Annotated in this window: 24 protein-coding genes and 1 tRNA gene; 13 read left to right on the top strand and 12 right to left on the bottom strand. The window is 47.4% G+C overall.

Annotation, left to right across the window (positions count from 1 at the left end):
* The 4 genes from traN to H3001_RS16380 form a co-directional block, all read left to right on the top strand.
* On the top strand, positions 1–708 hold a 708-nt coding region (traN, locus tag H3001_RS16395; protein ID WP_246368663.1), incomplete at its 5' end, for a conjugative transposon protein TraN.
* Between the two features lie 3 nt (positions 709–711).
* On the top strand, positions 712–1293 hold the full coding sequence (locus tag H3001_RS16390) for a conjugal transfer protein TraO (protein WP_181215506.1): 582 nt from the start codon (positions 712–714) through the stop codon (positions 1291–1293).
* A 13-nt stretch (positions 1294–1306) separates the two neighbouring features.
* Positions 1307–1765 (top strand): DUF3872 domain-containing protein, encoded by a 459-nt coding sequence (locus H3001_RS16385; protein WP_004329653.1) that lies wholly within the window; start codon positions 1307–1309, stop codon positions 1763–1765.
* Positions 1766–1777: 12 nt separating this feature from the next.
* Positions 1778–2098, top strand: coding sequence for a hypothetical protein (locus H3001_RS16380; protein WP_004327301.1), 321 nt, complete (start codon positions 1778–1780; stop codon positions 2096–2098).
* Positions 2099–2301: 203 nt separating this feature from the next.
* Here H3001_RS16380 and H3001_RS16375 read toward each other — a convergent pair whose 3' ends face one another.
* The 6 genes from H3001_RS16375 to H3001_RS16350 all read right to left on the bottom strand — a co-directional run bounded on the left by H3001_RS16375 (position 2302) and on the right by H3001_RS16350 (position 6464).
* A complete protein-coding gene (locus H3001_RS16375; protein ID WP_181215505.1) occupies positions 2302–2784 on the bottom strand; it encodes a DUF7258 domain-containing protein in 483 nt (160 codons plus the stop codon).
* A gap of 11 nt (positions 2785–2795) precedes the next feature.
* Positions 2796–3017, bottom strand: a complete 222-nt coding sequence (locus H3001_RS16370) for a DUF3873 domain-containing protein (protein WP_181215504.1) — start codon at positions 3015–3017, stop codon at positions 2796–2798.
* A gap of 77 nt (positions 3018–3094) precedes the next feature.
* The gene (locus H3001_RS16365) at positions 3095–3628 is read right to left on the bottom strand and encodes an antirestriction protein ArdA (protein WP_004329650.1); all 534 of its coding nucleotides are present in this window, start codon (positions 3626–3628) and stop codon (positions 3095–3097) included.
* A gap of 633 nt (positions 3629–4261) precedes the next feature.
* On the bottom strand, positions 4262–4792 hold the full coding sequence (locus tag H3001_RS16360) for an ORF6N domain-containing protein (protein ID WP_070751237.1): 531 nt from the start codon (positions 4790–4792) through the stop codon (positions 4262–4264).
* Positions 4793–4876: 84 nt separating this feature from the next.
* Positions 4877–6106 (bottom strand): site-specific integrase, encoded by a 1230-nt coding sequence (locus H3001_RS16355; RefSeq protein WP_181215503.1) that lies wholly within the window; start codon positions 6104–6106, stop codon positions 4877–4879.
* 273 nt (positions 6107–6379) lie between these two features.
* A tRNA-Ser gene (locus H3001_RS16350) sits at positions 6380–6464 on the bottom strand.
* 155 nt (positions 6465–6619) lie between these two features.
* Here H3001_RS16350 and H3001_RS16345 point away from each other — a divergent pair.
* The 5 genes from H3001_RS16345 to rpmA all read left to right on the top strand — a co-directional run bounded on the left by H3001_RS16345 (position 6620) and on the right by rpmA (position 12020).
* Positions 6620–9133 carry an endonuclease MutS2 gene (locus tag H3001_RS16345; RefSeq protein WP_181215502.1) on the top strand — a complete coding sequence of 838 codons (2514 nt, stop codon included), beginning with the start codon at positions 6620–6622 and terminating at the stop codon, positions 9131–9133.
* A gap of 196 nt (positions 9134–9329) precedes the next feature.
* Positions 9330–10538 carry an L-serine ammonia-lyase gene (locus tag H3001_RS16340; protein WP_178243875.1) on the top strand — a complete coding sequence of 403 codons (1209 nt, stop codon included), beginning with the start codon at positions 9330–9332 and terminating at the stop codon, positions 10536–10538.
* 50 nt (positions 10539–10588) lie between these two features.
* Positions 10589–11227, top strand: coding sequence for an HAD-IA family hydrolase (locus tag H3001_RS16335; protein ID WP_178243878.1), 639 nt, complete (start codon positions 10589–10591; stop codon positions 11225–11227).
* 192 nt (positions 11228–11419) lie between these two features.
* A complete protein-coding gene (rplU, locus tag H3001_RS16330; protein ID WP_178243880.1) occupies positions 11420–11737 on the top strand; it encodes a 50S ribosomal protein L21 in 318 nt (105 codons plus the stop codon).
* 22 nt (positions 11738–11759) lie between these two features.
* Positions 11760–12020 carry a 50S ribosomal protein L27 gene (gene rpmA, locus H3001_RS16325; protein WP_178243882.1) on the top strand — a complete coding sequence of 87 codons (261 nt, stop codon included), beginning with the start codon at positions 11760–11762 and terminating at the stop codon, positions 12018–12020.
* Between the two features lie 711 nt (positions 12021–12731).
* Here rpmA and H3001_RS16320 read toward each other — a convergent pair.
* The 5 genes from H3001_RS16320 to nusB form a co-directional block, all read right to left on the bottom strand.
* Complete coding sequence (locus H3001_RS16320; protein ID WP_181215501.1) at positions 12732–13151, bottom strand: DUF5606 family protein; 420 nt, start codon at positions 13149–13151, stop codon at positions 12732–12734.
* A gap of 65 nt (positions 13152–13216) precedes the next feature.
* Positions 13217–13819, bottom strand: a complete 603-nt coding sequence (coaE, locus tag H3001_RS16315; RefSeq protein WP_181215500.1) for a dephospho-CoA kinase — start codon at positions 13817–13819, stop codon at positions 13217–13219.
* Positions 13812–14822, bottom strand: coding sequence for a CdaR family protein (locus H3001_RS16310; RefSeq protein WP_178243889.1), 1011 nt, complete (start codon positions 14820–14822; stop codon positions 13812–13814). Before H3001_RS16310 ends, coaE begins: the two co-directional genes overlap by 8 nt.
* Before the next feature lie 14 nt (positions 14823–14836).
* Complete coding sequence (gene yajC / locus H3001_RS16305; protein ID WP_178243891.1) at positions 14837–15145, bottom strand: preprotein translocase subunit YajC; 309 nt, start codon at positions 15143–15145, stop codon at positions 14837–14839.
* 39 nt (positions 15146–15184) lie between these two features.
* Positions 15185–16111, bottom strand: a complete 927-nt coding sequence (gene nusB / locus H3001_RS16300; RefSeq protein WP_178243893.1) for a transcription antitermination factor NusB — start codon at positions 16109–16111, stop codon at positions 15185–15187.
* A 191-nt stretch (positions 16112–16302) separates the two neighbouring features.
* Between nusB and H3001_RS16295 the strand changes: the two genes are divergently transcribed.
* The 4 genes from H3001_RS16295 to H3001_RS16280 all read left to right on the top strand — a co-directional run bounded on the left by H3001_RS16295 (position 16303) and on the right by H3001_RS16280 (position 18493).
* Positions 16303–16692 (top strand): DUF3276 family protein, encoded by a 390-nt coding sequence (locus tag H3001_RS16295; RefSeq protein ID WP_178243958.1) that lies wholly within the window; start codon positions 16303–16305, stop codon positions 16690–16692.
* Positions 16693–16848: 156 nt separating this feature from the next.
* A complete protein-coding gene (locus tag H3001_RS16290) occupies positions 16849–17445 on the top strand; it encodes a 50S ribosomal protein L25/general stress protein Ctc (RefSeq protein WP_178243895.1) in 597 nt (198 codons plus the stop codon).
* 30 nt (positions 17446–17475) lie between these two features.
* Entirely contained in the window at positions 17476–18039 is a 564-nt protein-coding gene (gene pth / locus H3001_RS16285) for an aminoacyl-tRNA hydrolase (protein WP_178243897.1), read from the top strand.
* A gap of 13 nt (positions 18040–18052) precedes the next feature.
* On the top strand, positions 18053–18493 hold the full coding sequence (locus H3001_RS16280; protein WP_178243899.1) for an RNA-binding S4 domain-containing protein: 441 nt from the start codon (positions 18053–18055) through the stop codon (positions 18491–18493).
* Between the two features lie 219 nt (positions 18494–18712).
* Here the strand turns inward: H3001_RS16280 and H3001_RS16275 are convergent, their stop codons facing one another.
* On the bottom strand, positions 18713–21004 hold the full coding sequence (locus H3001_RS16275; protein WP_181215499.1) for a cation:proton antiporter: 2292 nt from the start codon (positions 21002–21004) through the stop codon (positions 18713–18715).
* Positions 21005–21142: the final 138 nt, after the last annotated feature.

The following is a 21142-nucleotide window of genomic DNA, read 5'->3' as shown; positions in this document are numbered from 1 at the left end:
ATGACAAATAAACTGATATTACCAGTGGAGAGCCGTATGCAGGGAGACCTGCACGTACGGTTCGGGGGCAGGTTATGGGAAACCTACCACCGAAAGGTGGCAAGGCGTCCATTACCGAGCCTACACGCCAAGTACGCCCGTGAACCGGAAATGCTCAACATCGAAATGAAGGACTTCTTGGAGAATGAAGATACGTCCGACTTCTCGCATACCCGGATGAACATCCATTTCCGGGAACTGGCGGGTGAAAGCCCGCTATTAGTGAAGCTGATAATGCAGAGCATCTACAAGAACAATGACCGGAAAGTGCGCCACTTGGGTAGCAAGCGTTTCGGCATACAGTTCTTAATCAAGGGGATTTACACATATAACGGGATGCTCTACGTGCACACGCAGACAAAGAACAGTTCCAACGTGCCTTTCGACACGGACTTCATCAGGTTTAAGATAACCGATAAAAAAGTGCCCAAACGCACGGCTATTCAGGAAACGGTACTGGATGCGGTACGCAGCTACAACGAGGTGATAGAGATTGCCGGAAAATCGACCGTGCGCACGGTGTACGCCCTGCCGAAGTTTACCATTCCTGACGACAAGCTGCTGGTCGTGGAACTCTACGAGAAGAACGGCGGGCGGCATCAGACCATACGGGTGGAAAACGCCGACATCGTGAACGCAGAAGTGATTGACGAACTAAAAATCAAATAGGGAATGAAAAGACACATCTTTATAATGATGCTCTTTGCGCTGTGCCTGACCTCGTTTCAGGCACACGCACAAAGATACCTGCCGGGCATGAAAGGCTTGCAGGTCACGGCGGGCATGACGGACGGGGTGCATTGGAACGCTGGCAGTGATTTCGCCTACCACATCGGGGCGGCGTACAGCGTTTACACCAAGAACGCCAACCGCTGGGTGATTGGCGGCGAATACCTGCACAAGAAGTATGACTACAAGGATATGCAGATACCCGTAGAACAGTTCACCGCAGAGGGCGGCTATTACCTGAAATTCCTATCGGACAGACGAAAGACCTTTTTCCTTTTATTGGGCTTGTCGGCTCTCGCCGGGTACGAAACAAGCAACCGAAGCGAAAAGCTGCTGCCGGACGGCTCTACCTTGCTGGATAAGGACTGCTTCATTTACGGCGGTGCGCTGACGCTGGAACTGGAAACCTACCTGACCGACCGGGTGGCTCTGCTGCTGAACGCAAGGGAACGGGCGTTGTTCGGCTCGGACATAGGCAAGTTTCACACGCAGGTATCTTTGGGACTGAAATTCATTATCAACTGACCGCTATATAATAATGTATATGAAGAATGTAATGTATAAAATCATCATGGGCTGCTACATCGTGGCCGCCCTCGTGCTTGTCACCGCCTGTAATGACAACTTGGATATTCAGCAGGCGTACCCGTTCAGCATCGAAACACTGCCAGTACCCAAAAGGCTGAAAGTCGGGGAAACCGCCGAAATACGCTGCCGACTGGTGCGTGGCGGCTATTACCAGCCGACTACCTATCAGATACGGTATTTCCAGCCGGACGGCAAAGGAAAGCTGGAAATGGATAACGGCACGGTGTTCCTGCCCAACGACCTTTACCCGCTGGAGAAAGAAACGTTCAGGCTCTACTACACCTCGGCATCGACCGACCAGCAGACGATTGACATTTATATCATCGACAGCTTCGGGCAGATGCAGCAACTTACACTATCATTCAATAATGACAACAGCGAAGAAGGAACGGAAACAATAACCCCCTAATAACAAAACGACATGGTAAAAATAGAATTGGATATAGAAGGCATCTCGTGGTACATAGAAACCACGTTGGAAACAGATACAGTTCCGGCAGTAGGTGACATCATCATTGTGGACAAGGACTGTATTTCCGAACGTGACAGTGCTGAATTATGGAAAACGCCGTCCAATCAGGTTTTCAAATGGGCGGACGAAGAAGATGATGCGCCCGTAATGGTATGGTTCGATTGCGAAACGGAAATGCTTGTCACTAAGCGGACATGGAAATATGACATCGAGGAAGAAGAAACCGTGTGCATACTTGGTGTAAAATTTATTCACTATGAGGATTTATAGTTGCGACATCCGTTTTTATCATCCTCTTGGGAAACCGGGTATGGAATGATACGCAAAGCGTAAATATCGGGCAGACAGCCCGCCGGGAAGCATCGGCGGGCTGTTTCCATGATAGGGAAAACGAAAGGCTTCTTTGTTACTTTCTTCACCCGCTGGCAGGCTCACGGAAGAAAGTAACGGCGGCAAGCAGCCGCCGTCCTCTATCAACTGGTTTTAAGGCTCTTTATGGACGTGTATTTCTCTAACCACACCTTTACCTGCTCCATGTTATATTCGCCCGTGATGATTGCCGTATGGTCGTCTATGGCTACAAACCGGACACTTTCATAGCTGTTTACCCAGCCTTGCAGGGAACAGACGCCCCACGTGTCCACATCTTCAAAAACACTGCGGTCTATCCGGCTGATTGGCTCGCCGAAAACTACCGTCATTATCTGAAAGTCCGGTTTGTCCTCCAACAGTTGCAAATGGTGCAGCGTGCCGAACTCGTCTATTTTGCGCCCCCACGCCCACACATCATTATACAAATCATCGCCCCACTGGTGCGGGTGGTCGAAACGAACTTTGACTGCCGCCGAATGTTCGCTGTTTTCTATATCCTCGATAACGCCCGTTACCATTAAGCCCGTAAAAATGCACTCGCAACGCCTGCCGATAAGCTCCTTGTTTACTTCTGTCGTTTTCATGTCCCTGAAATTTACTTGTTTATTACTCCGTTCTTCTTCGCTACCCATTCGTCACGCCTGCGGCGGCACTCGTCCAGCGTTTTGGCTACCGTGCTGAAAAGTTCGCCGTCCGTGTGGCGGTAGTCATATTGATAATAAATCTGTACCCTGAAAGCCCCTAAACGGCATTTCACGAACTTTTCTTCTCCCGGTGTTTGGGTGATGCTTACCCCGTTTTTGTTAAGTGACTGCATGATGTCTTATTTTTTTATGGTTATAAACTTGGTTGTTTTAAGCGGGCAGGGCTTTGACACCCCGCCCGGATTGGTTGTTATGCCGCCCGGAACACAAAGCCGTCATCAAACCAGTAATCGCACATGAACAGGTCACGGGCAAACTGTTTGTAATCGAAATAGGTCTTTGCGAACTCCGGCAGGTCGTAACATTCCTCTACAATTTCATAGGCGAAATCTTCTTCATCGTCATATTCCCCTTGATATTCATCCCGGAAATCCCGTACAAGGTCGTCCGCATCTTCCTCGCCCAAATCATGGCTTTTATAGTTGCACCACACGAAAAAGGCTTCCTGCTCGGTGTCGCTCAAATCCTCCACCGCATCACGCAGGGCGAAGAAGTTTTCAGAAATCCAGCTTTCGTCGATTAAGCCCTCCGGCACGTTCTCCCAGTCCTGAAACATGTATTCCGCATCTTCCTCGTCCTTGTGAAGTTCCCGGCAGGCTTCATAAAATTCTTCCTTGTCCGAATAGTCCGAAAGGTCGAGCCATGCGCCGGACAATGAACCGTTGTTGTACTTGGCATAAGTGCCTACATAAACTTTTGCTTCCGATAATACCTTTGCTTCCATATTGCTGTAATTTTTAAGTTTTTAATTTTATGCGGATTTGAGAGGTGAGGGAGTTGAAGTTTCACTGAACTTTTTTCCTGTTTCCCGTAAATCCGACTTTTTTTTTATGCGTCTTCCGGTCGGGTCGGTCGTTTTCGTTTCACATAGGCGTAAAAGGGTAGTGTTTAGAGTTTGCAAGGTTTTGGGCAAAAAATACCTCGCAAGGCAGGGAAGATTTTTTCGCCAAACCGGAACGGCTCGACCTTGCAAAATCGTGAAGAACACGTAACTACCTTTGCCTATTGAAATGATTAAAACGACTGTCCCGGCTGGGGGACTGCGTAAGAGGAAGATTTACAGATAGGGAAACCGGGAAAAAGTGCCTGTTCTCTTTCATCTTTTAGGGAACACTCCATGCGGGCGGGAAAGGCAAGGGTGTTGTGAGCTTGCTTGCAATACGCTTGTGCGGGTTTCCAACGGCTCTTTTCACGGAATACAGTCAGCCATGCCACGCACGGCTGGCGTTTCGGGGAATGTGCCAGCTGGAAAAGGATATAAAAAATGCGGGTAGTCGGTGGACTGCCCGCAAGGTGGAAGAATGTACTTCATTGGGATATAGTTTGTTAGGCGGAATTTCGTTACCGAAATCGTTACCTATTCGTTTTTGTCACGGTTATAGGTAACGAAACCTACCGGACGGCGTTCTTTCTGTTGTTTCGACTGGCTCAAAAGCTGGGTAAGGGCTTGATACAGTTCGTTGAACTGCGCATCGGTGCTTACCTCCAGTTCCTCGATGCGCCTTGACAGTTCCTCGTAACCGATTGCCATTTGGCGCATGAGGACGAAAGCCCGCATGATTGAAATGTTTACTTCTATGGCTACTTTGGAGCGGAGAACCGAAGAAAGCATGGCTACGCCCTGCTCGGTGAAAGCCATAGGCATAGCAACGCCGAAGTTGTAAGCAGGGGGTATCACATTTTGTGACACCCCTATGGATAACAGCAAGTTAGCTTCCTCTTGGGTGAGAACAAACATAAAATCACCCGGAAAACGCTCGATATTGCGCTTGACCGCCTGCTTCAAGGCTCGTGTTTCCACTTGGTAGAGTTCTGCCAAATGATAATCGAGCATCACCCGGCAACCTCTGACCTCAAAAATCTTGTTTTGGATAATCTGCAAATCCATAATCGTATATTTTAGGAGATTTAGCAATGTTGGAATAATAGTAAGGACTGGTCACAAATTGTGACCAGTTCCCAATAATCAAGATTACATGGCGACATCCTTGTAAATCTTCTCGATGCCGACAAACTTCTTGTCAAGCCCCTGCATATCGCTGCCTATCTTGCTGTTGGTGATGCGGGCGTAGATTTGTGTCGTTTCTATGTTTGTGTGTCCCAGCATCTTGGACACCGTTTCAATGGGTACGCCCTTTGACAGCGTGGTGGTCGTGGCGAACGTGTGCCGGGCAAGGTGGAATGTCAGGTTCTTTTTGATACCGCATATATCGGCAATCTCTTTCAAGTAGGCGTTTAGCTTCTGATTGCTGATTACGGGAAGTATCTTCCCGTCCGGCAACTTGCCCTTGTACTTCTTCAAAATCATCTTGGGAATATCCAGCAGGGGAACATTCACGTCCGTATTCGTCTTTTGCCGCTTGGTGATTATCCAAAGGTTGCCGTCAAAGGACTTTTGGATATTCTCCTGCCGCAAGTTGGCGACATCGCTGTATGCCAAACCGCAGAAACAGGAAAAGACGAACAAGTCCCTGACGTGTTCCAGCCGTTCGGAAACCATTTTCTTTTTAAGGATGATTTTTATCTCGTCCTCTGTCAGATAACCCCTGTCCACTTTTTCCAGCCGGATTTTATAGCTGGCGAACGGGTCGCCCACCAGTATGCCGTTGTTGCGGGCAATGATGATGATACGCTTGAAGAACTGCATGAACTTGGCGGTGGTGTTGTAGCCGCACTTGCAGGCGGTACGCAAATACAACTCAAAATCGGTAATGAACATCGGGCTTATCTCCTTTATGGATATGTCCGATACGTTGTACTTGCTTTGGATAAATTCAGCGAGGTGGCGGCGGGTCACTTCATACTTGCGGTAGGTCGCTATCGTCTTGGATATGCCCACAAGCTGCTTCACATCGTCATTGTGCTTTTGGAACAATGAAAGGATTGTTTCGTGGCTCTCGCTATGACCTAAAAACTCGTTTTTCACTTTCTCGGCGGTCACGTAGTTGTCACGCCGCTGCATTTCGTGGTAAATGGTATTCAGGGAAGAACGTATGTCGTCCAAAAGGGCGTTTATCCTCCCGGCATCCCTGCCTTTGGCTTTGCCCGCAGCAATGCTCCAGTTGTCGGGCTGGATGCTCTGTTTCGTACTGAACTGGCTAAGTTTGCCGTCTATGGTGATGCGTGCCATAATCATAACCTCGCCGTTTTTCTTTTCAGAACCTTTCTTCAAATAAAAAAGAACCTTGAATGTCGATTTCATAACTCAAAATTTTTAGTTGCAAAATTAGTTTTTACCTCTTGTTTTCGAGTTATGCAGACTATGGACTAATATAGTCATTATCAGGTCATTTATGGACAAATCGTTACCGTTTTTGTCCGGCAGGGAATAGGTAACGATTTAGTAACGAAACTTTGTCTTTTACCGTACTTTTGAAGTCTTGGAAGCAGGACTTTCGGGCAATAAAAAAAGCCACAAATCATTGATTTGTAGCTTTTTGTCCGTTTGCTGACCATTTCTGTCCAGCACGTTCAGCGGAGAGAGAGGGATTCGAACCCCCGGTACCTCGCAGTACAACGGTTTTCAAGACCGCCGCAATCGACCACTCTGCCACCTCTCCAAAACTCCTTTTAGAGTTGCTTTGTTTCTCAAAAGCGATGCAAAGGTACGCATTATTTTTGAATATGCAAATTATTCGCCGCTTTTTTTGATATTTTTTTTCATTGTCGTACCTTTGTATCCCGATAAAATCATTAAATAAACAGAAGATAAACAATGATATATCCGCAAAATTTCGAACAGAAAATAGGATTTGATCAAATAAGAAATCTGCTAAAAAACAAATGCCTGAGCCCTTTAGGACAAGAACAGGTAGACTGCATGTCGTTCTCCGACGACTTCGATTCAATCAATCTGGCATTGGAACAGGTGACTGAATTCATGCGAATCATACAGGAAAACGACGATTTCCCCAGTCAGTATTTTTTCGATGTACGCCCCTCCCTGAAAAGAATCCGGGTGGAAGGTCTCTATATGGATGAGTCTGAACTATTCGACCTGCGGCGTTCACTGGAAACCATCCGGGATATCATCCGTTACCTGCAGCAGTCGGATGCCGAAGACAGCGAGGACGAAGCGTTCTCCTCTCCTTACCCGGCACTTTATGAGCTGACCAAGGACATTTTGACTTTTCCCTTGCTCATTTCCCAGATCAATAATATTCTGGATAAATTCGGAAAGATTAAAGACAACGCCTCTGCCGAACTGCTGCGCATCCGCAGGGAACTGGCCAGTACGACAGGAAGCATTTCACGTTGCCTGAACAGCATACTCCGCACGGCACAGTCGGAAGGTTATGTCGACAAGGATGTGACCCCCACCATGCGCGACGGGCGTCTGGTCATTCCTGTAGCCCCCGGCATGAAGCGCAAGATCCGGGGAATCGTACACGACGAGTCGGCGACCGGTAAAACCGTCTTCATCGAGCCGGCAGAAGTGGTGGAAGCCAACAACCGCATCCGTGAGCTCGAAGGGGAAGAACGGAGAGAGATTATCCGTATCCTGACCGAATTTTCGGGTCAGATACGCCCGCAGGTACCTGCCATTCTCCAGTCCTACGAATTCCTGGCAAAGATAGACTTCATCCGGTCGAAGGCATTGTTCAGCATCGATATCCGGGCCGGCAAGCCTTCGTTTGAGAACCGCCAGATTGTCGACTGGACGGAGGCCGTACATCCACTGTTGCAGATGTCGTTGTCGAAACACGGAAAGAAGGTTGTTCCGCTCGACATTGAACTGACTCCCAAAGACCGCATCCTGCTGATTTCGGGTCCGAACGCGGGAGGAAAGTCCGTATGTCTGAAGACAGTGGGACTGCTGCAATATATGTTGCAGTGCGGCATGCCGGTTCCGATGAACGAACGGAGCCACGCCGGTATCTTCAGCCGCCTGTTCATCGACATCGGCGACGAGCAGAGCATCGAAGACGATTTAAGTACCTACTCATCGCACCTCACCAACATGAAGAACATGATGAAAGGATGCAACGGACAGAGCCTCATCCTCATCGATGAATTCGGAGGAGGTACCGAACCTCAGATTGGCGGAGCGATAGCCGAAGCGGTGCTCAAACGTTTCAACCAGGGAAAGACCTTCGGTGTCATCACCACCCACTATCAGAACCTGAAGCACTTTGCCGAAGACCACGAAGGAGTAATCAACGGTGCCATGCTCTACGACAGACACGAGATGAAGGCGCTGTTCCAGCTTCAGATCGGAAACCCGGGAAGCTCCTTTGCCGTAGAGATTGCCCGGAAAATCGGATTGCCCGAAGAGGTGATTGCCGATGCTTCCGAAATCGTAGGCAGCGAATACATCCAGAGCGACAAGTACCTGCAGGATATTGTCCGTGACAAGCGTTACTGGGAGACCAAGCGTCAGAACATCCGGAAACGGGAAAAGCAGATGGAAGATACCATTGCACGCTACGAAAAGGAACTGGAGGAGCTCGACCGTAGCCGGAAGGAGATTTTACGGAAGGCCAAAGAAGATGCGGAACACCTGCTGCAGGAGTCGAATGCCAAAATCGAGAATACCATCCGTACCATTAAGGAGGCACAGGCCGAAAAGGAACGTACCCGAATGGCAAGACAGGAACTGACCGATTTCCGCCAGCAGGTAGAAGAGATGAACAAGGCTTCACTGGAGGAGAAGATAGCCCGCAAGATGGAAAAACTCCGGGAAAAGCAGGAACGCAAGAAGGAGAAGAAGGAGAAACAGAAGAATGAACCGGCTGCCGTGGCCCCGGCTCCGAAAGTGGTACCGATTCAGAAAGGAGACTACGTACGGATAAAAGGACAGAGCAGCGTCGGCCAGGTAATGGAAATCACCAACAAGACGGCCGTGGTGATGTTCGGTCTGATGAAAACCAACGTCAAGACGGACCGGCTGGAGCGCTCGGAGGCACCGAAGCCCAACAATACCCTGAACAAGACGACCTTCATCAGTTCGGATACAATGGATCATATGTATGAAAAGAAACTCAACTTCAAGCAGGACCTGGATGTGAGAGGCATGAGAGGAGATGAAGCCATCCAGGCGGTGACTTACTTCATCGACGATGCCATCCTGGTGGGAATGAACCGGGTACGCATCCTGCACGGTACGGGTACCGGAGTCTTGAGAACACTTATCCGTCAATACCTGGGTACGGTACCGGGAGTGGCATACTTCAAGGACGAACATGTACAGTTCGGTGGGGCCGGAATCACGGTGGTCGACCTGAAATAAGCGGCTGGCAGCAGAAGATAAACGAGGAAAGGAGGCATCCGGAGACAGGAAGATGCTTCCAGCGGATATAGAGCACTCAAGGATAAAAAGGAGACAAGTAAAATCCCCGGCAATCCTTGGCGGAATAAAACATTATCCTTATCTTCATCTGATTTTTAACGAAAGAACAAACGAAATATTTTTAAGCATTAAGCATATGAAATCCCTCAAAGAACTATATCGAATCGGAACCGGTCCGTCGAGCAGTCACACCATGGGCCCCAGAAAAGCGGCAGAGCAGTTTCTGGCCCGCCACCCGGAGGCTGCGTCCTTCCAGGTGACCTTATACGGAAGTCTGGCGGCTACCGGAAAGGGGCATATGACCGATGTGGCCATTCTTGACACCATACAGCCCCATGCCCCAGTGGAGATTTTGTGGAAGCCGCATATCTTCTATCCTTTCCACCCGAACGGAATGACCTTCAAGTCGTTTGATGCCAACAAGCAGCAGACGGACGAATGGACGGTATTCAGTGTCGGAGGAGGTGCCCTGGCCGAAGAAGGTCATGACCGGAAGGCCTCTGAAGAAGTCTACTCGATGAACACGATGAGCCAGATTCTTTACTGGTGTGAACATACCGGACGCAGTTACTGGGAATATGTGGAGCAATGCGAAGGAAAGGAAATCTGGGACTTCCTGGCAGAGGTATGGGAAACCATGAAAGCTGCCATTCACCGGGGACTGGATGCGGAAGGAGTGCTTCCGGGACCGTTGAACCTGAGACGCAAGGCCTCGACGTATTACATCCGCTCGAAAGGGTATAAGGATTCACTCCGCTCGCGGGGACTGGTTTTCGCCTATGCGCTTGCGGTAAGTGAGGAAAATGCGGCAGGAGGAAAAATCGTCACCGCACCGACCTGTGGTGCCTGTGGGGTAGTACCTGCGGTGTTGTATCACCTGCAGCAGAGCCGTGATTTCAGTGACGCCCGTATCCTGCGGGCACTGGCTACAGCCGGACTGGTGGGAAACATCGTAAAGCACAATGCTTCCATCTCCGGAGCGGAAGCCGGATGCCAGGCAGAAGTAGGTGTAGCCTGCTCCATGGCCTCTGCGGCAGCCAGTCAGCTGTTCGGGGGAAGTCCGGCGCAGATTGAATATGCAGCGGAAATGGGACTGGAACACCACTTGGGAATGACGTGCGACCCGGTTTGCGGACTGGTACAGATTCCGTGCATCGAGCGTAATGCCTATGCGGCCGCCCGTGCACTGGATGCGAATATCTATTCTGCCTTTACCGACGGACATCACCGGGTGTCTTTCGACAAGGTGGTGGAAGTCATGAAGCAGACCGGACACGACCTGCCTTCGCTCTACAAGGAAACCAGCGAAGGGGGACTGGCAAAAAATTACCAGCAAATGGATTAAGGCATTGAAACGGTGCCGTTACATCACACATATTAAGTACAGATACATTCATGAAAAGATATTCGACCTACCTTTTTGATTTCGACTATACCCTTGCCGATTCTTCGAAAGGAATCGTCACCTGTTTCCGGCACGTGCTGGAACGGCATAACCACTCAGGCATTGACGACAACTCCATCAAAAGAACCATCGGAAAAACGCTGGAGGAATCCTTCTCCATTCTGACAGGAATCACTTCGCCCGAGGTACTGGAGGCTTACCGGAAAGAATATGTAAAGGAAGCGGATACGCACATGACCGTCAACACACATCTCTTTCCGGAGACCCTGGAGGTACTGATGCGGCTGAAAGAAGAGGGAAGCCGCATCGGAATCATTTCCACCAAGTACCGCTACCGGATACTGGAACTGCTCGACCGGAAACTGCCGGAGGGATTTCTGGATATCGTGGTAGGAGGAGAGGATGTCAAGCAGCACAAGCCCTCCCCCGAAGGTCTGCTTTTTGCCATTGACCGGCTGAAGCAAGACAAGCAGGAAGTGATATACATCGGCGACAGCACTGTCGATGCACAGACTGCCCAGGCCGCAGGAGTAGATTTCGCAGGCATCCTTCACGGGATGACCACCCGGGAAGAACTCGCTGCCTATCCGCACGTAGTCATCGGGAAAGACCTGACGGTATTGCTCTGATTTATAAAAAAATCAGCCGGAAACAGAAAGTCAGCAAGATTTATAAGTTTTTAAACATTTTCGGGTGTAAAATATTGGTTATATAAATAAAAACCCGTAAATTTGCAGCCGATTTTAGTCCGTGAAGGTAGAAAAGTAACTGGATGGGAACAGTTCACCTTGCGGAGGAAACCCGTTTAATATATATTTAAAATGTACGTAATTGTAGAAATTAACGGTCAGCAGTTCAAGGCTGAAGAAGGCAAGAAACTGTTTGTTCACCACATTCAGAATGCCGAAAACGGTGCAACTGTTGAATTTGACAAAGTTTTGTTGGTAGACAACAATGGTACTGTTACTGTAGGTGCTCCAGTTGTAGAAGGCGCAAAAGTAGTATGCGAAGTAGCTTCTTCTATGGTTAAAGGAGACAAAGTTCTGGTATTCCACAAGAAGAGAAGAAAAGGTTACAGAAAACTGAACGGTCACCGTCAGCAGTTTACTGAATTGACTATCAAACAAGTTATTGCTTAATCATTAAAAACGTAGAAAGAAAATGGCACATAAGAAAGGTGTAGGTAGTTCTAAGAACGGCCGTGAGTCAGCTAGCAAGAGATTAGGCGTAAAGATCTTCGGTGGTACAGCTTGTAAAGCTGGTAACATAATTGTTCGTCAGAGAGGAACAGTTCATAACCCAGGTGAAAACGTAGGTATGGGTAGCGATCATACTCTTTACGCTTTGGTAGATGGTACTGTATGTTTCAAGAAAGGTCGCGAAGACAAGAGCTTCGTATCTGTAATTCCTGCTGAAGCATAATCTATCTAAAAAGAAATACAAAAGGAAGTCCTCCAATCGGAGAACTTCCTTTTTTTATTGCCCGTTTCTCCCGTACAGGAAGATACTGACGCCTTGAGAGACCGCCTGAATAAAACTTATCCGGGAACTGTCAATGAGACCGGTTATCCTCCCCCAATCGTATCTTCCACCGCTTTTTCTCACGGTACGCACTGACTGAAAGACATTCGCTCCCTACAGACCAATCAGCAATCTCCCCTTCCCTGCTACGTTTCTTTTTCCGTGAATAAACCGTATATAATACACCGCGTCCTTGTCTTATCGTGCAAACATCCTTTTTCCAAACAGTCTTGCCAGCGTGGTTTTATTCATCCACGCCGCTGATTAATCAATCAGCGACGAAAAGCAATCAATCCGCACAGGCGATTATTATACCTTTCAGCTTGCCTACTTGTTTGCTTCTGTATCCGTCCGGTTATCGAACGCCGCTGCAGATAAAATGTGTCACCTATACAGGTATTCCCTTTTATTGCCAGCTCCTCCCCCACAAGCTGATTCCTGCCCCAGTAAGACCAATGAAAGCCCCACTCAAGGCCCATCAGGAATAAAACCCACAAGCACCGGTGCCATATACACAAAAAAAAAATCCGCTCCAGCACCACCCGTAAGGTCAGGCACTGAAGCGGACTCCCAATCTATTTCTATTCTAAAAACCGATGCTGTTCCGAAAAATTATTCTGCAGATTCTTCAGCAGCAGGTTCCACAAATTCAGTTTCACCGTTTGCAATCAGCAGGTTATACCACTGAATCAATTTCTTGATATCACTGGTGTGTACACGGTCACGGTCGTACTCAGGAAGCACTTCTGCCATGAAAGCATGCAGTTCCTCAGCCGATGCCTTCTTGTAATCCAATGCAGCCACTGCCCCATTTTCTTTCTGTTTTACGGCCTCTAATACATTAGCCAAAGGTACCTCATCGTCGTCTGTGTACATTGCAATGTCACCCAGTGAAATCACTTTATCGCTGGCATAGATAGGCATGCGCTTCTTGTCAGGCGATACCGATTCAACGATCAACATATTTTTAGCCTGAGAAATCAATCTATATAATCCCGGCTTTCCTGAAATTGCCAAAATAGTCTTCAACATATTCTATTATTTATATTAATGATATAATAAACAAAAATACAACTCCTCCCTGACATACACAAACATTAGTCTTCATTTCTCACGTTCAATACAGACAATATCCGCACCAGTTGAGCATGTATGTCTGAGGTTTCCGCATTCTCCACCGAGAAATCAGACAGCCGATTACGCTCTTCATCGGAAATCTGAGCCGTAATTCTTTCCAGCACCTGCTCCCGGCCGACCCTGTCACGCTCCATGACACGAGTGATTCTCAATTCGAGAGGAGCCGATACGGTCAGGGTCTTATCTACCTCCCGGTCGAACCCCGATTCGAAAAGAATGGCCGACTCCACTCCTACCAGCTGACATCCTGCCTGTTCCTGACGGAAAGCCCAGTTCCGGAAATCTTCCTTTACCCGGGGATGTACAATCGCGTTGACCTTTTGCGCATTTTCCGGACTCGAGAATATATAAGCGGCCAGCAAGGGCTTGTTCAGGCCTGCAGCCGTATAGACCTCCTCTCCCAGCAACGCAATCAGGTCGGCACGGATGCCTTCATGCTCCAGCATCAGCCGCTTGGCTTCCCTGTCGGTGTCATAGACCTGCACCGAAAAGCCCTCTTTCAGGCAGCGGGACACGAAAGACTTTCCGCTGCCTATTCCTCCGGTAATTCCCAGTTTAATCATTTTCACTCTGCTGTTCTATCAAATAATCCACTTCCGAAGGAGCTATCCTTACGTGATCCACGAATCCGGGCATCCTTGTCAGCTTCAGAGGAAGCTTATCGCCCTTGTTGTGCATAATGTCATGGTAGGACACACTGATCTGGAAATCGCGGGCAGAAACATCCTTGAAGCGCTTCAGACCCACCTGAAACGACACCTGCACCTTTGAAGGGAAGGTACGCAGTACCTTTCCGGCAGGGAAATCGGTTCCGGTCACAGGTACCTCTACCGTCTTTTCCGAATACATGTCTACGAAGATGGACAGGTCGACTACCGGAGGAACGAATTTCGCTCCCTTGACCGGCACAAAACTGACTTTCTGGGAAAGGGTATCCGTCACGTCATCCAGATCAAGTTCGGCAATATAGGCATGATCCAATGTCTTCAACACCTCTTCGGGGGCGTATACCATCACCGAATCCGGAGAAAACCGGAAATGAGAGATATAATACTGACGGCCCGGCTGTATCTTTCCATTCATACGGACCGGAATTTTCTTTCCCTTGGCACGGGTATAGATGAATTCCAGGGTATCCGGACGGATGGACAGGAGGCGGGTGGAAACATTCAACTGACTGGAAATTCTTTTCTGAAGTTCATTGGTAGGGATAATCACCCGGGGGCCTTTCTCCTGATAATCCTGAAAGTCAAAAGTCACAGGAAAAAATGTTCTTCCCAACATATAGTTCAGCAATACAGTTCCCCGGTCCTCTACCTGTACCTGTATATCTTCCGGAAACTCGGCCGTAAGCACGATGTCCTTCGGAACGTTCTTCAATCGAATGGGAATACGAAAATCAGTCTGAAAAACCTCATCCAAGGTCTGCAAGGCCCAAAAGCCGAAAGAGACCAGGGTAAAAAATAAAAAAATCAGATATTCTCTGCATCTCTGACTCAGCATAAAATATCTGATTTTCAACAACACTAGCCTCGCATAAGGCTTAATGTTCTTAAAATCGAACATAGTATTATTATTTTTTATTTGTTTGCCTGAGCTTGTGCGTCAGCATAAATCGAATTACGGTCAACCTTGATTTTAACTCCAGATGCAATCTCTACGATAACGGCATTGTCTTCCAGTTCTTTGATCTTTCCATAAATACCGCCTGCAGTTATAACCGACTGACCCACTTCAAGATTTTTACGGAAATTTGCGATTTCCTTCTGCTTTTTATTCTGCGGACGTATCATAAAGAAATACATGATCGCAAAAATAACCAGCATCATAATAAGAAAAGAGAAATCTCCTCCTCCCTGTGCCTGCAAAAATACAGTTAGTAAATTCATATCCTTAATTCATTATTATTGTTAGACGAAACAAATATATCAATTTTTCGTCAATTTGCTTTCCTTTTTCAATTGATTAACAATTCCATCCAATGTACCGTTGATGAAGGCTCCGCTCTTCGGAGTGCTGTACAACTTGGCAATTTCCACGTATTCATTCAATGAGACGCTGACAGGAATGTTCGGGAAACTCAGGATTTCGGCCAGTGCAATCTGCATGATGATCACATCCATCACAGCCACACGGTTCAGATCCCAGTTCTTGGAATTCTCACTGATGAGGTGACGGTAATAATCGGCATTCAAGATGGTACGACGGAACAGGCGGCGTGCAAAGTCCTGATCTTCCTCGTCCTTGAATTCCGGCAACAGCGGCTGCTTTTCGGCATTCTTCGGATCGAAACGCTTGATGGTCTTCAGCACAAAGGTATCCACGATTTCCTTATCGTCGTTCCAGTACAGACTCTGGTCTTCCAGTACGGCATCCAGTGCCTCGTTATTGAAAATGATTTTCTTATAAATCTTTCTCCAGAACTCACGGTCTTCTTCATAAGAAGCCTCTTCGCTTGCCATGTATTCCTTATAGATATCGCTATCAGCAATCTGTTCCCAAAGTCTCTTGATGAAATCTCCTTCGTTTTCCCAGGTTTTCTTCTGAGAAGAGGCAAACTGATTAAGCTGCTGATTGATTTCCAGCTGAGCGATAAAACGGTTGTCTACGAATTTGGTATTGGGGTTCAGATCTTCCGGCGTCGGAGCCAGTTTGTGCTTTGCGGCATCCAGACGTTTACCAGCATAACGGGTAACTTCTACCATGAGGAGCAACAGATAGTTATACAAATCGTATGCTTTAGATAAGCTGAAGAACAACTCCTTTTCTGCAGTATCCAAATTTTTACCACCGTTCTGATAATAGGCATAGATTATCTGAACTATCTTAAGACGAATAAGAACTCTGTTAATCATAACTATTTTATAAGTCAATATAATTTTTTGCAAAAATAGATATTTTTCCACATACAATACAAGCCATTTCCGTTTTTTTTGTCTAAAAAATGAGCTTATCAATATTTTTTGACCTGGGAACTTTGTACATTTCAAAAAAATAAGCAATTTTGGGCAGTAAATCAAAACACAGGATTCTTAATATTTGCATTATGGAAGATTTAAAGGTGAAAAATACAAAGAATGAGAAGGACAAGGAAATCGTTTTTTCCAAGGCAATTAAAGCAGGTAAACGAATCTATTATTTAGATGTAAAGAAAAACAGAAAGGATGAAATGTTTCTGGCCATTACAGAAAGCAAGAAAATCATCAACGGGGAAGGGGAAGATCCACAAATCAATTTCGAAAAGCACAAAATATTTTTATATAAAGAAGACTTCCACAAATTTATCAACGGTCTGACTCAGGCTATACAGTTCATTGAGGAAAACCAGCACATGCCGGCAAAGGAAGAAGGCAAAAACGAAAATGAAGATGCACAGGAAGAAGGCAGTGACGCCTCTCTGCATCCCGATAAATTCAAAATAGACATTGATTTTTAAGATTTAAGAGATAAAGCAAAGGGGATTTTCTTTGAACTTTCAAAAAAAAGCACTACCTTTGCCCCGCTTTTTCAAGTTCATCGTGTGATATACCACATCGTGTGATGGCGAATTAAGCAATACTTAATTTAGAGTAACACAAAAAATTTAAGAAAAATGAAATCAATCGAAATCAAAGGTTCTTTGAGAACTGAAACTGGAAAGAAAGCTACTCACAGCTTGCGTAAAAACAACGGTGTTCCTTGCGTATTGTACGGAATGCAGAAAGACGAAAACGGCAACCAGGTTGCAACTCACTTCACTGTAACTGTTGACGGTCTGCGTAAATTGGTATACACTCCGCATATCTATGTGGTAGACTTGAACATTGATGGCAAAATCGTAAACGCAATCATGAAGGACATCCAGTTCCACCCTGTAACTGACGCTATCCTGCACGTTGACTTCCTGCAGATTAACGAAGAAAATCCGATCGTAATGGAAGTTCCTGTACAGTTGGAAGGTCTGGCTGAAGGTGTTAAGGCCGGTGGTAAATTGGCTCTTCAGACCCGCAAACTGAAAGTGAAAGCTTTGTACAACTTGATTCCTGAACGTCTGGTAGTTGACGTTACTAGCCTGGGACTGGGTAAGACTATCAAAGTTGGTGAATTGAAATACGAAGGCTTGCAGTTGCTGAACGCAAAAGAAGCTGTAGTATGTGCTGTTAAATTGACTCGTGCAGCTCGTGGTGCTCAGGCAGCAGCTAACAAGTAATCATTTTAAACAGTAAGAAAATCCCTTTCAATGAAATACTTGATTGTAGGGTTGGGTAATATCGGTGAAGAGTACCGGAACACCCGACACAATATAGGATTTATGGTATTGGACGCCTTTGCAAAGGCGTCCAATGTTATTTTCAGAAACGGCAGATACGGAGATACGGCTACGCTTTCGCTCAAGGGACGCCAGCTGATCCTGCTGAAGCCTTCCACTTACATGAACCTGAGTGGAAATGCGGTGCGCTACTGGATGCAGCAGGAGAATGTGCCTTTGGAAAATGTCCTGATCATCGTCGATGACCTGGCACTTCCGTTCGGCAGTCTGAGACTCAAGGGAAAGGGCAGCGATGCCGGACACAACGGACTGAAGCATATTGCCGCCACACTGGGTACGCAGAATTATGCACGCCTGCGCTTCGGTATCGGCAATGATTTTCCCAAGGGAGGACAGATTGACTATGTATTAGGTCATTTCGGCAAGGAAGATATGGAACTGATGCCGGAACGCCTGGACACGGCAGCCGAAATCATCAAGAGTTTCTGTCTGGCTGGACTTAACATCACCATGAACCAGTACAATAACAAATAAATGTATTCTTTATATGGCCGAAGCAAGAATTGACAAGTGGCTGTGGGCCGTACGGGTTTTCAAGACGCGTACCATCGCGGCTGAAGCATGCAAAAAAGGAAGGGTATCCATCAACGGCAGTCAGGTGAAACCGGCAAGAATGGTAAAGCCCGGCGATGTGATACAAGTCAAAAAATCTCCTATCACTTATTCCTTCAAGGTTCTTCAGGCCATCGAAAAAAGAGTCGGAGCCAAAATCGTTTCCGAGTTTATGGAAAATGTCACGACTCCCGATCAGTATGAATTGCTCGAAATGAGTAAAATCAGCGGATTTGTGGGAAGGGCCAAGGGTACCGGACGACCGACAAAGAAGGACCGGCGCGACCTGGACGACTTTTTTACTCCGGAGTATCTGGACGACCTGGAATTTGATTTTGACCTGGATGAGGAAGACGAGGAAGAAGAAGATAAATGATGGAAGGACATCGGGCCTCTGAACGCATAAAAAATCGGGTATGAAACTCATTGGTTTCATACCCGATTTTTTCATCAGTAAGGTGAAATATAAGGATATGTCATCACTGATTCTGTCCGGATGCACCGATATAATAAAATCTTTATAAGATATTTACTCCACAGGCATTTACCTCACGCGGCACAAGACCGGCTGCCGGTACCGGAAGGCACGTCCGGTTTATTTTTCCTCCGCTACCCGGTTCTTTTCCGCCTCTACCTCGGCCAGAAACAGCTTGTTCAGGTTTCTCTCCTCTCCTACTACCCACACAATGTCTCCGGCTCCCAATACCATATTCACCTCCGGAGTACGCAACAGGTTATCACCGGAGAATTCAACTCCGACTATCAGGCAATGGAAATGGGCACGGATGCCGCTGTTTCCGATGGTCTTTCCGGCCAGGTCAGAATGACGGCCGATAACAAACTGTTTAAGCTGCATCTCGTATTTTTCGAAATCGTCGTCACGGCACGCATCTGCCACCTTTTCTGCAGCCGCCGCAAAATGAGAGAGCTGCTCGTCGGTTCCGATTACCTGAATCGTATCGTTCGGGAAGATGCACGAATTTCCATCGGGAATATTCACCCGGTGGGTACCGCGGATGATGGAAGCCACGTGCACGCCAAACTTGTTTCCCAGGTTCAGTTCCCTCAGCGTCTTCCCTGCCCAGGAAGAATCTGCAGAAATGACATAATCACTCAGGTGCAGGTCGCGGTCGAGGAGTATTCCTGCATATTCCGGCCGCTTTTCTCCCAAGAAGACCTGGTGCATCTCCTTGGAACGGAGGTTCTGTACGAAGGTTCTTTCGAGCACAATAGACTGTTTTTTCAGGAAGCGGGAAAAGATGATCAGTGCCACCACCACAATGGCGATTCCCGTAACCAGCGCAGCCGAAGCCTGAAACAGTTCCTCGATGATGAAGACCAGGAAACTGATGGCTATCACGATACGCAGCAAGATCAGTGAGATCAGCGGAGCGTGGTTAAAGCGGTTGTCAGACCACAGGGCCTTGAACTCCCGCGAGCGGTTCTTCTTCATGATCAGTGCACGCAAGAAAGGAGATACGGCTCCCACCGTAACAACGGCCCCTGCAATTCTTCCCGGAAGGTCTCCCAACAGGTCCGTCAGCAAAGGCACGACCACATGCAGACAGAACAGGGTCATGGCGATGGACAGCACCGTATATACCAGCGTAATCCGCACAATGGCAGACAACAGTTTTTTCCAGTTGCTCGAATGGTCCATGCCCTGCGTTCCCGATGAATAACGGTCGAGCAAGCGCATCCAGCGTTCGGGCACGTGTCTGTTCACAAACTGATAGGCAGGTTGCGACAGACGGATCATATAAGGAGTCAGAAAGGTTGTAATCACGGATACCGCCACCACAATCGGATAAAGGAAGGAACTGGTGACATTCAGGCTGACTCCGAGCGAAGCGATGATGAAGGCAAATTCACCGATCTGCGTCAGACTGAATCCGCACTGCATGGCGGTCTTCAGCGGTTGTCCGGAAAGCAGGACACCGGCCGTACCGAAAATGGTCTGTCCCAGCAGCACGGCAAGTACAATGGCCAAAATAGGGAACTTATATTCCACAATCATGGCGGGGTCGACCATCATTCCCACTGATACGAAGAAGATGGCCCCGAACAGGTCCTTGACCGGAGCAACGAGTTTGTCGATGTGTTCCGACTCTACCGTCTCGGCCAATATGGACCCCATGATAAAGGCTCCAAATGCCGGTGAGAAACCGACCTTGGCGGCCAGTACCACCATACCGAAACAAAGACCCAGAGACATGATGAGCAGGGTCTCGTTGTTCATCAGCTTGCGCATGCGCTTCAGGAAAAGCGGAATCAGGTAAATACCTACCACAAACCAGAGCACTAGGAAAAAGACGAGCTTGCTCAAGCTGTATATCATCTCTCCTCCCTCGAAATTCTGGCTCACAGCCATTGTAGAAAGCATTACCATCAATACGATGGCCAGGATATCTTCCAGGATCAGGATACTCAGCACCAGACCGGCAAAACGCTGCTGCCGCAACCCCATATCATCAAAAGCCTTGTAAATAATGGTGGTAGAAGACATGGCCAGCATTCCTCCAAGGTAAATACAGTCCATCTGTTTCCATCCGAACATCCATCCTACCGAGACTCCGATGCAGATCATGCACAGAATAATGGTGCAGGCAGAGATTACGGCTGAACCTCCTACCCTCATCAGTTTCTTGAAACTGAATTCAAGTCCCAAGGCAAACAGAAGGAAGATTACACCGATTTCCGACCAGGTCTGGATATTGGCCGAATCCGTTACCGAAGGAGTAAATTCAAAATGAGGACTGGCCATGAAACCGGCCACGATATATCCCAGGACTAAAGGCTGCTTTAATTTCTTAAAGATAAGTGTCATGATACCGGCACACATCAAAATCAACGCCAAATCACTGATAAGAGGAGCTAAATGTGACATTTCTTTAATTTTTGTTATGTAGGTCGGCGGCATTGCTGCCGCTTTCCCCATTAAGAACTGTACGTGCGACTTTCACCGCATACAGCTCCGATAATTCTAAATTTAATTCTCATAAAATTAAATCGGCTCATAATCATC

The sequence above is a fragment of the Phocaeicola faecicola genome (assembly GCF_013618865.1).
In the GTDB taxonomy this organism is placed as follows: Bacteria; Bacteroidota; Bacteroidia; order Bacteroidales; family Bacteroidaceae; genus Phocaeicola; species Phocaeicola faecicola.
This window is presented reverse-complemented; position numbering and strand designations above follow the sequence as displayed.

Excerpts from the sequence above, each read along its gene's own strand:
- H3001_RS16355 (WP_181215503.1), bottom strand. The coding sequence starts at position 6,106 with ATGAAATCGACATTCAAGGTTCTTTTTTATTTGAAGAAAGGTTCTGAA.
- nusB (WP_178243893.1), bottom strand. The coding sequence starts at position 16,111 with ATGATTAACAGAGTTCTTATTCGTCTTAAGATAGTTCAGATAATCTAT.
- H3001_RS16380 (WP_004327301.1), top strand. The coding sequence starts at position 1,778 with ATGGTAAAAATAGAATTGGATATAGAAGGCATCTCGTGGTACATAGAA.
- rpmA (WP_178243882.1), top strand. The coding sequence starts at position 11,760 with ATGGCACATAAGAAAGGTGTAGGTAGTTCTAAGAACGGCCGTGAGTCA.
- H3001_RS16360 (WP_070751237.1), bottom strand. The coding sequence starts at position 4,792 with ATGGATTTGCAGATTATCCAAAACAAGATTTTTGAGGTCAGAGGTTGC.
- coaE (WP_181215500.1), bottom strand. The coding sequence starts at position 13,819 with ATGATTAAACTGGGAATTACCGGAGGAATAGGCAGCGGAAAGTCTTTC.
- H3001_RS16275 (WP_181215499.1), bottom strand. The coding sequence starts at position 21,004 with ATGTCACATTTAGCTCCTCTTATCAGTGATTTGGCGTTGATTTTGATG.
- H3001_RS16340 (WP_178243875.1), top strand. The coding sequence starts at position 9,330 with ATGAAATCCCTCAAAGAACTATATCGAATCGGAACCGGTCCGTCGAGC.
- H3001_RS16310 (WP_178243889.1), bottom strand. The coding sequence starts at position 14,822 with ATGTTCGATTTTAAGAACATTAAGCCTTATGCGAGGCTAGTGTTGTTG.
- H3001_RS16290 (WP_178243895.1), top strand. The coding sequence starts at position 16,849 with ATGAAATCAATCGAAATCAAAGGTTCTTTGAGAACTGAAACTGGAAAG.
- rplU (WP_178243880.1), top strand. The coding sequence starts at position 11,420 with ATGTACGTAATTGTAGAAATTAACGGTCAGCAGTTCAAGGCTGAAGAA.
- H3001_RS16320 (WP_181215501.1), bottom strand. The coding sequence starts at position 13,151 with ATGTTGAAGACTATTTTGGCAATTTCAGGAAAGCCGGGATTATATAGA.
- H3001_RS16280 (WP_178243899.1), top strand. The coding sequence starts at position 18,053 with ATGGCCGAAGCAAGAATTGACAAGTGGCTGTGGGCCGTACGGGTTTTC.
- H3001_RS16375 (WP_181215505.1), bottom strand. The coding sequence starts at position 2,784 with ATGAAAACGACAGAAGTAAACAAGGAGCTTATCGGCAGGCGTTGCGAG.
- H3001_RS16365 (WP_004329650.1), bottom strand. The coding sequence starts at position 3,628 with ATGGAAGCAAAGGTATTATCGGAAGCAAAAGTTTATGTAGGCACTTAT.
- H3001_RS16295 (WP_178243958.1), top strand. The coding sequence starts at position 16,303 with ATGGAAGATTTAAAGGTGAAAAATACAAAGAATGAGAAGGACAAGGAA.
- pth (WP_178243897.1), top strand. The coding sequence starts at position 17,476 with ATGAAATACTTGATTGTAGGGTTGGGTAATATCGGTGAAGAGTACCGG.
- H3001_RS16370 (WP_181215504.1), bottom strand. The coding sequence starts at position 3,017 with ATGCAGTCACTTAACAAAAACGGGGTAAGCATCACCCAAACACCGGGA.
- yajC (WP_178243891.1), bottom strand. The coding sequence starts at position 15,145 with ATGAATTTACTAACTGTATTTTTGCAGGCACAGGGAGGAGGAGATTTC.
- H3001_RS16345 (WP_181215502.1), top strand. The coding sequence starts at position 6,620 with ATGATATATCCGCAAAATTTCGAACAGAAAATAGGATTTGATCAAATA.
- H3001_RS16385 (WP_004329653.1), top strand. The coding sequence starts at position 1,307 with ATGTATATGAAGAATGTAATGTATAAAATCATCATGGGCTGCTACATC.
- H3001_RS16390 (WP_181215506.1), top strand. The coding sequence starts at position 712 with ATGAAAAGACACATCTTTATAATGATGCTCTTTGCGCTGTGCCTGACC.
- H3001_RS16335 (WP_178243878.1), top strand. The coding sequence starts at position 10,589 with ATGAAAAGATATTCGACCTACCTTTTTGATTTCGACTATACCCTTGCC.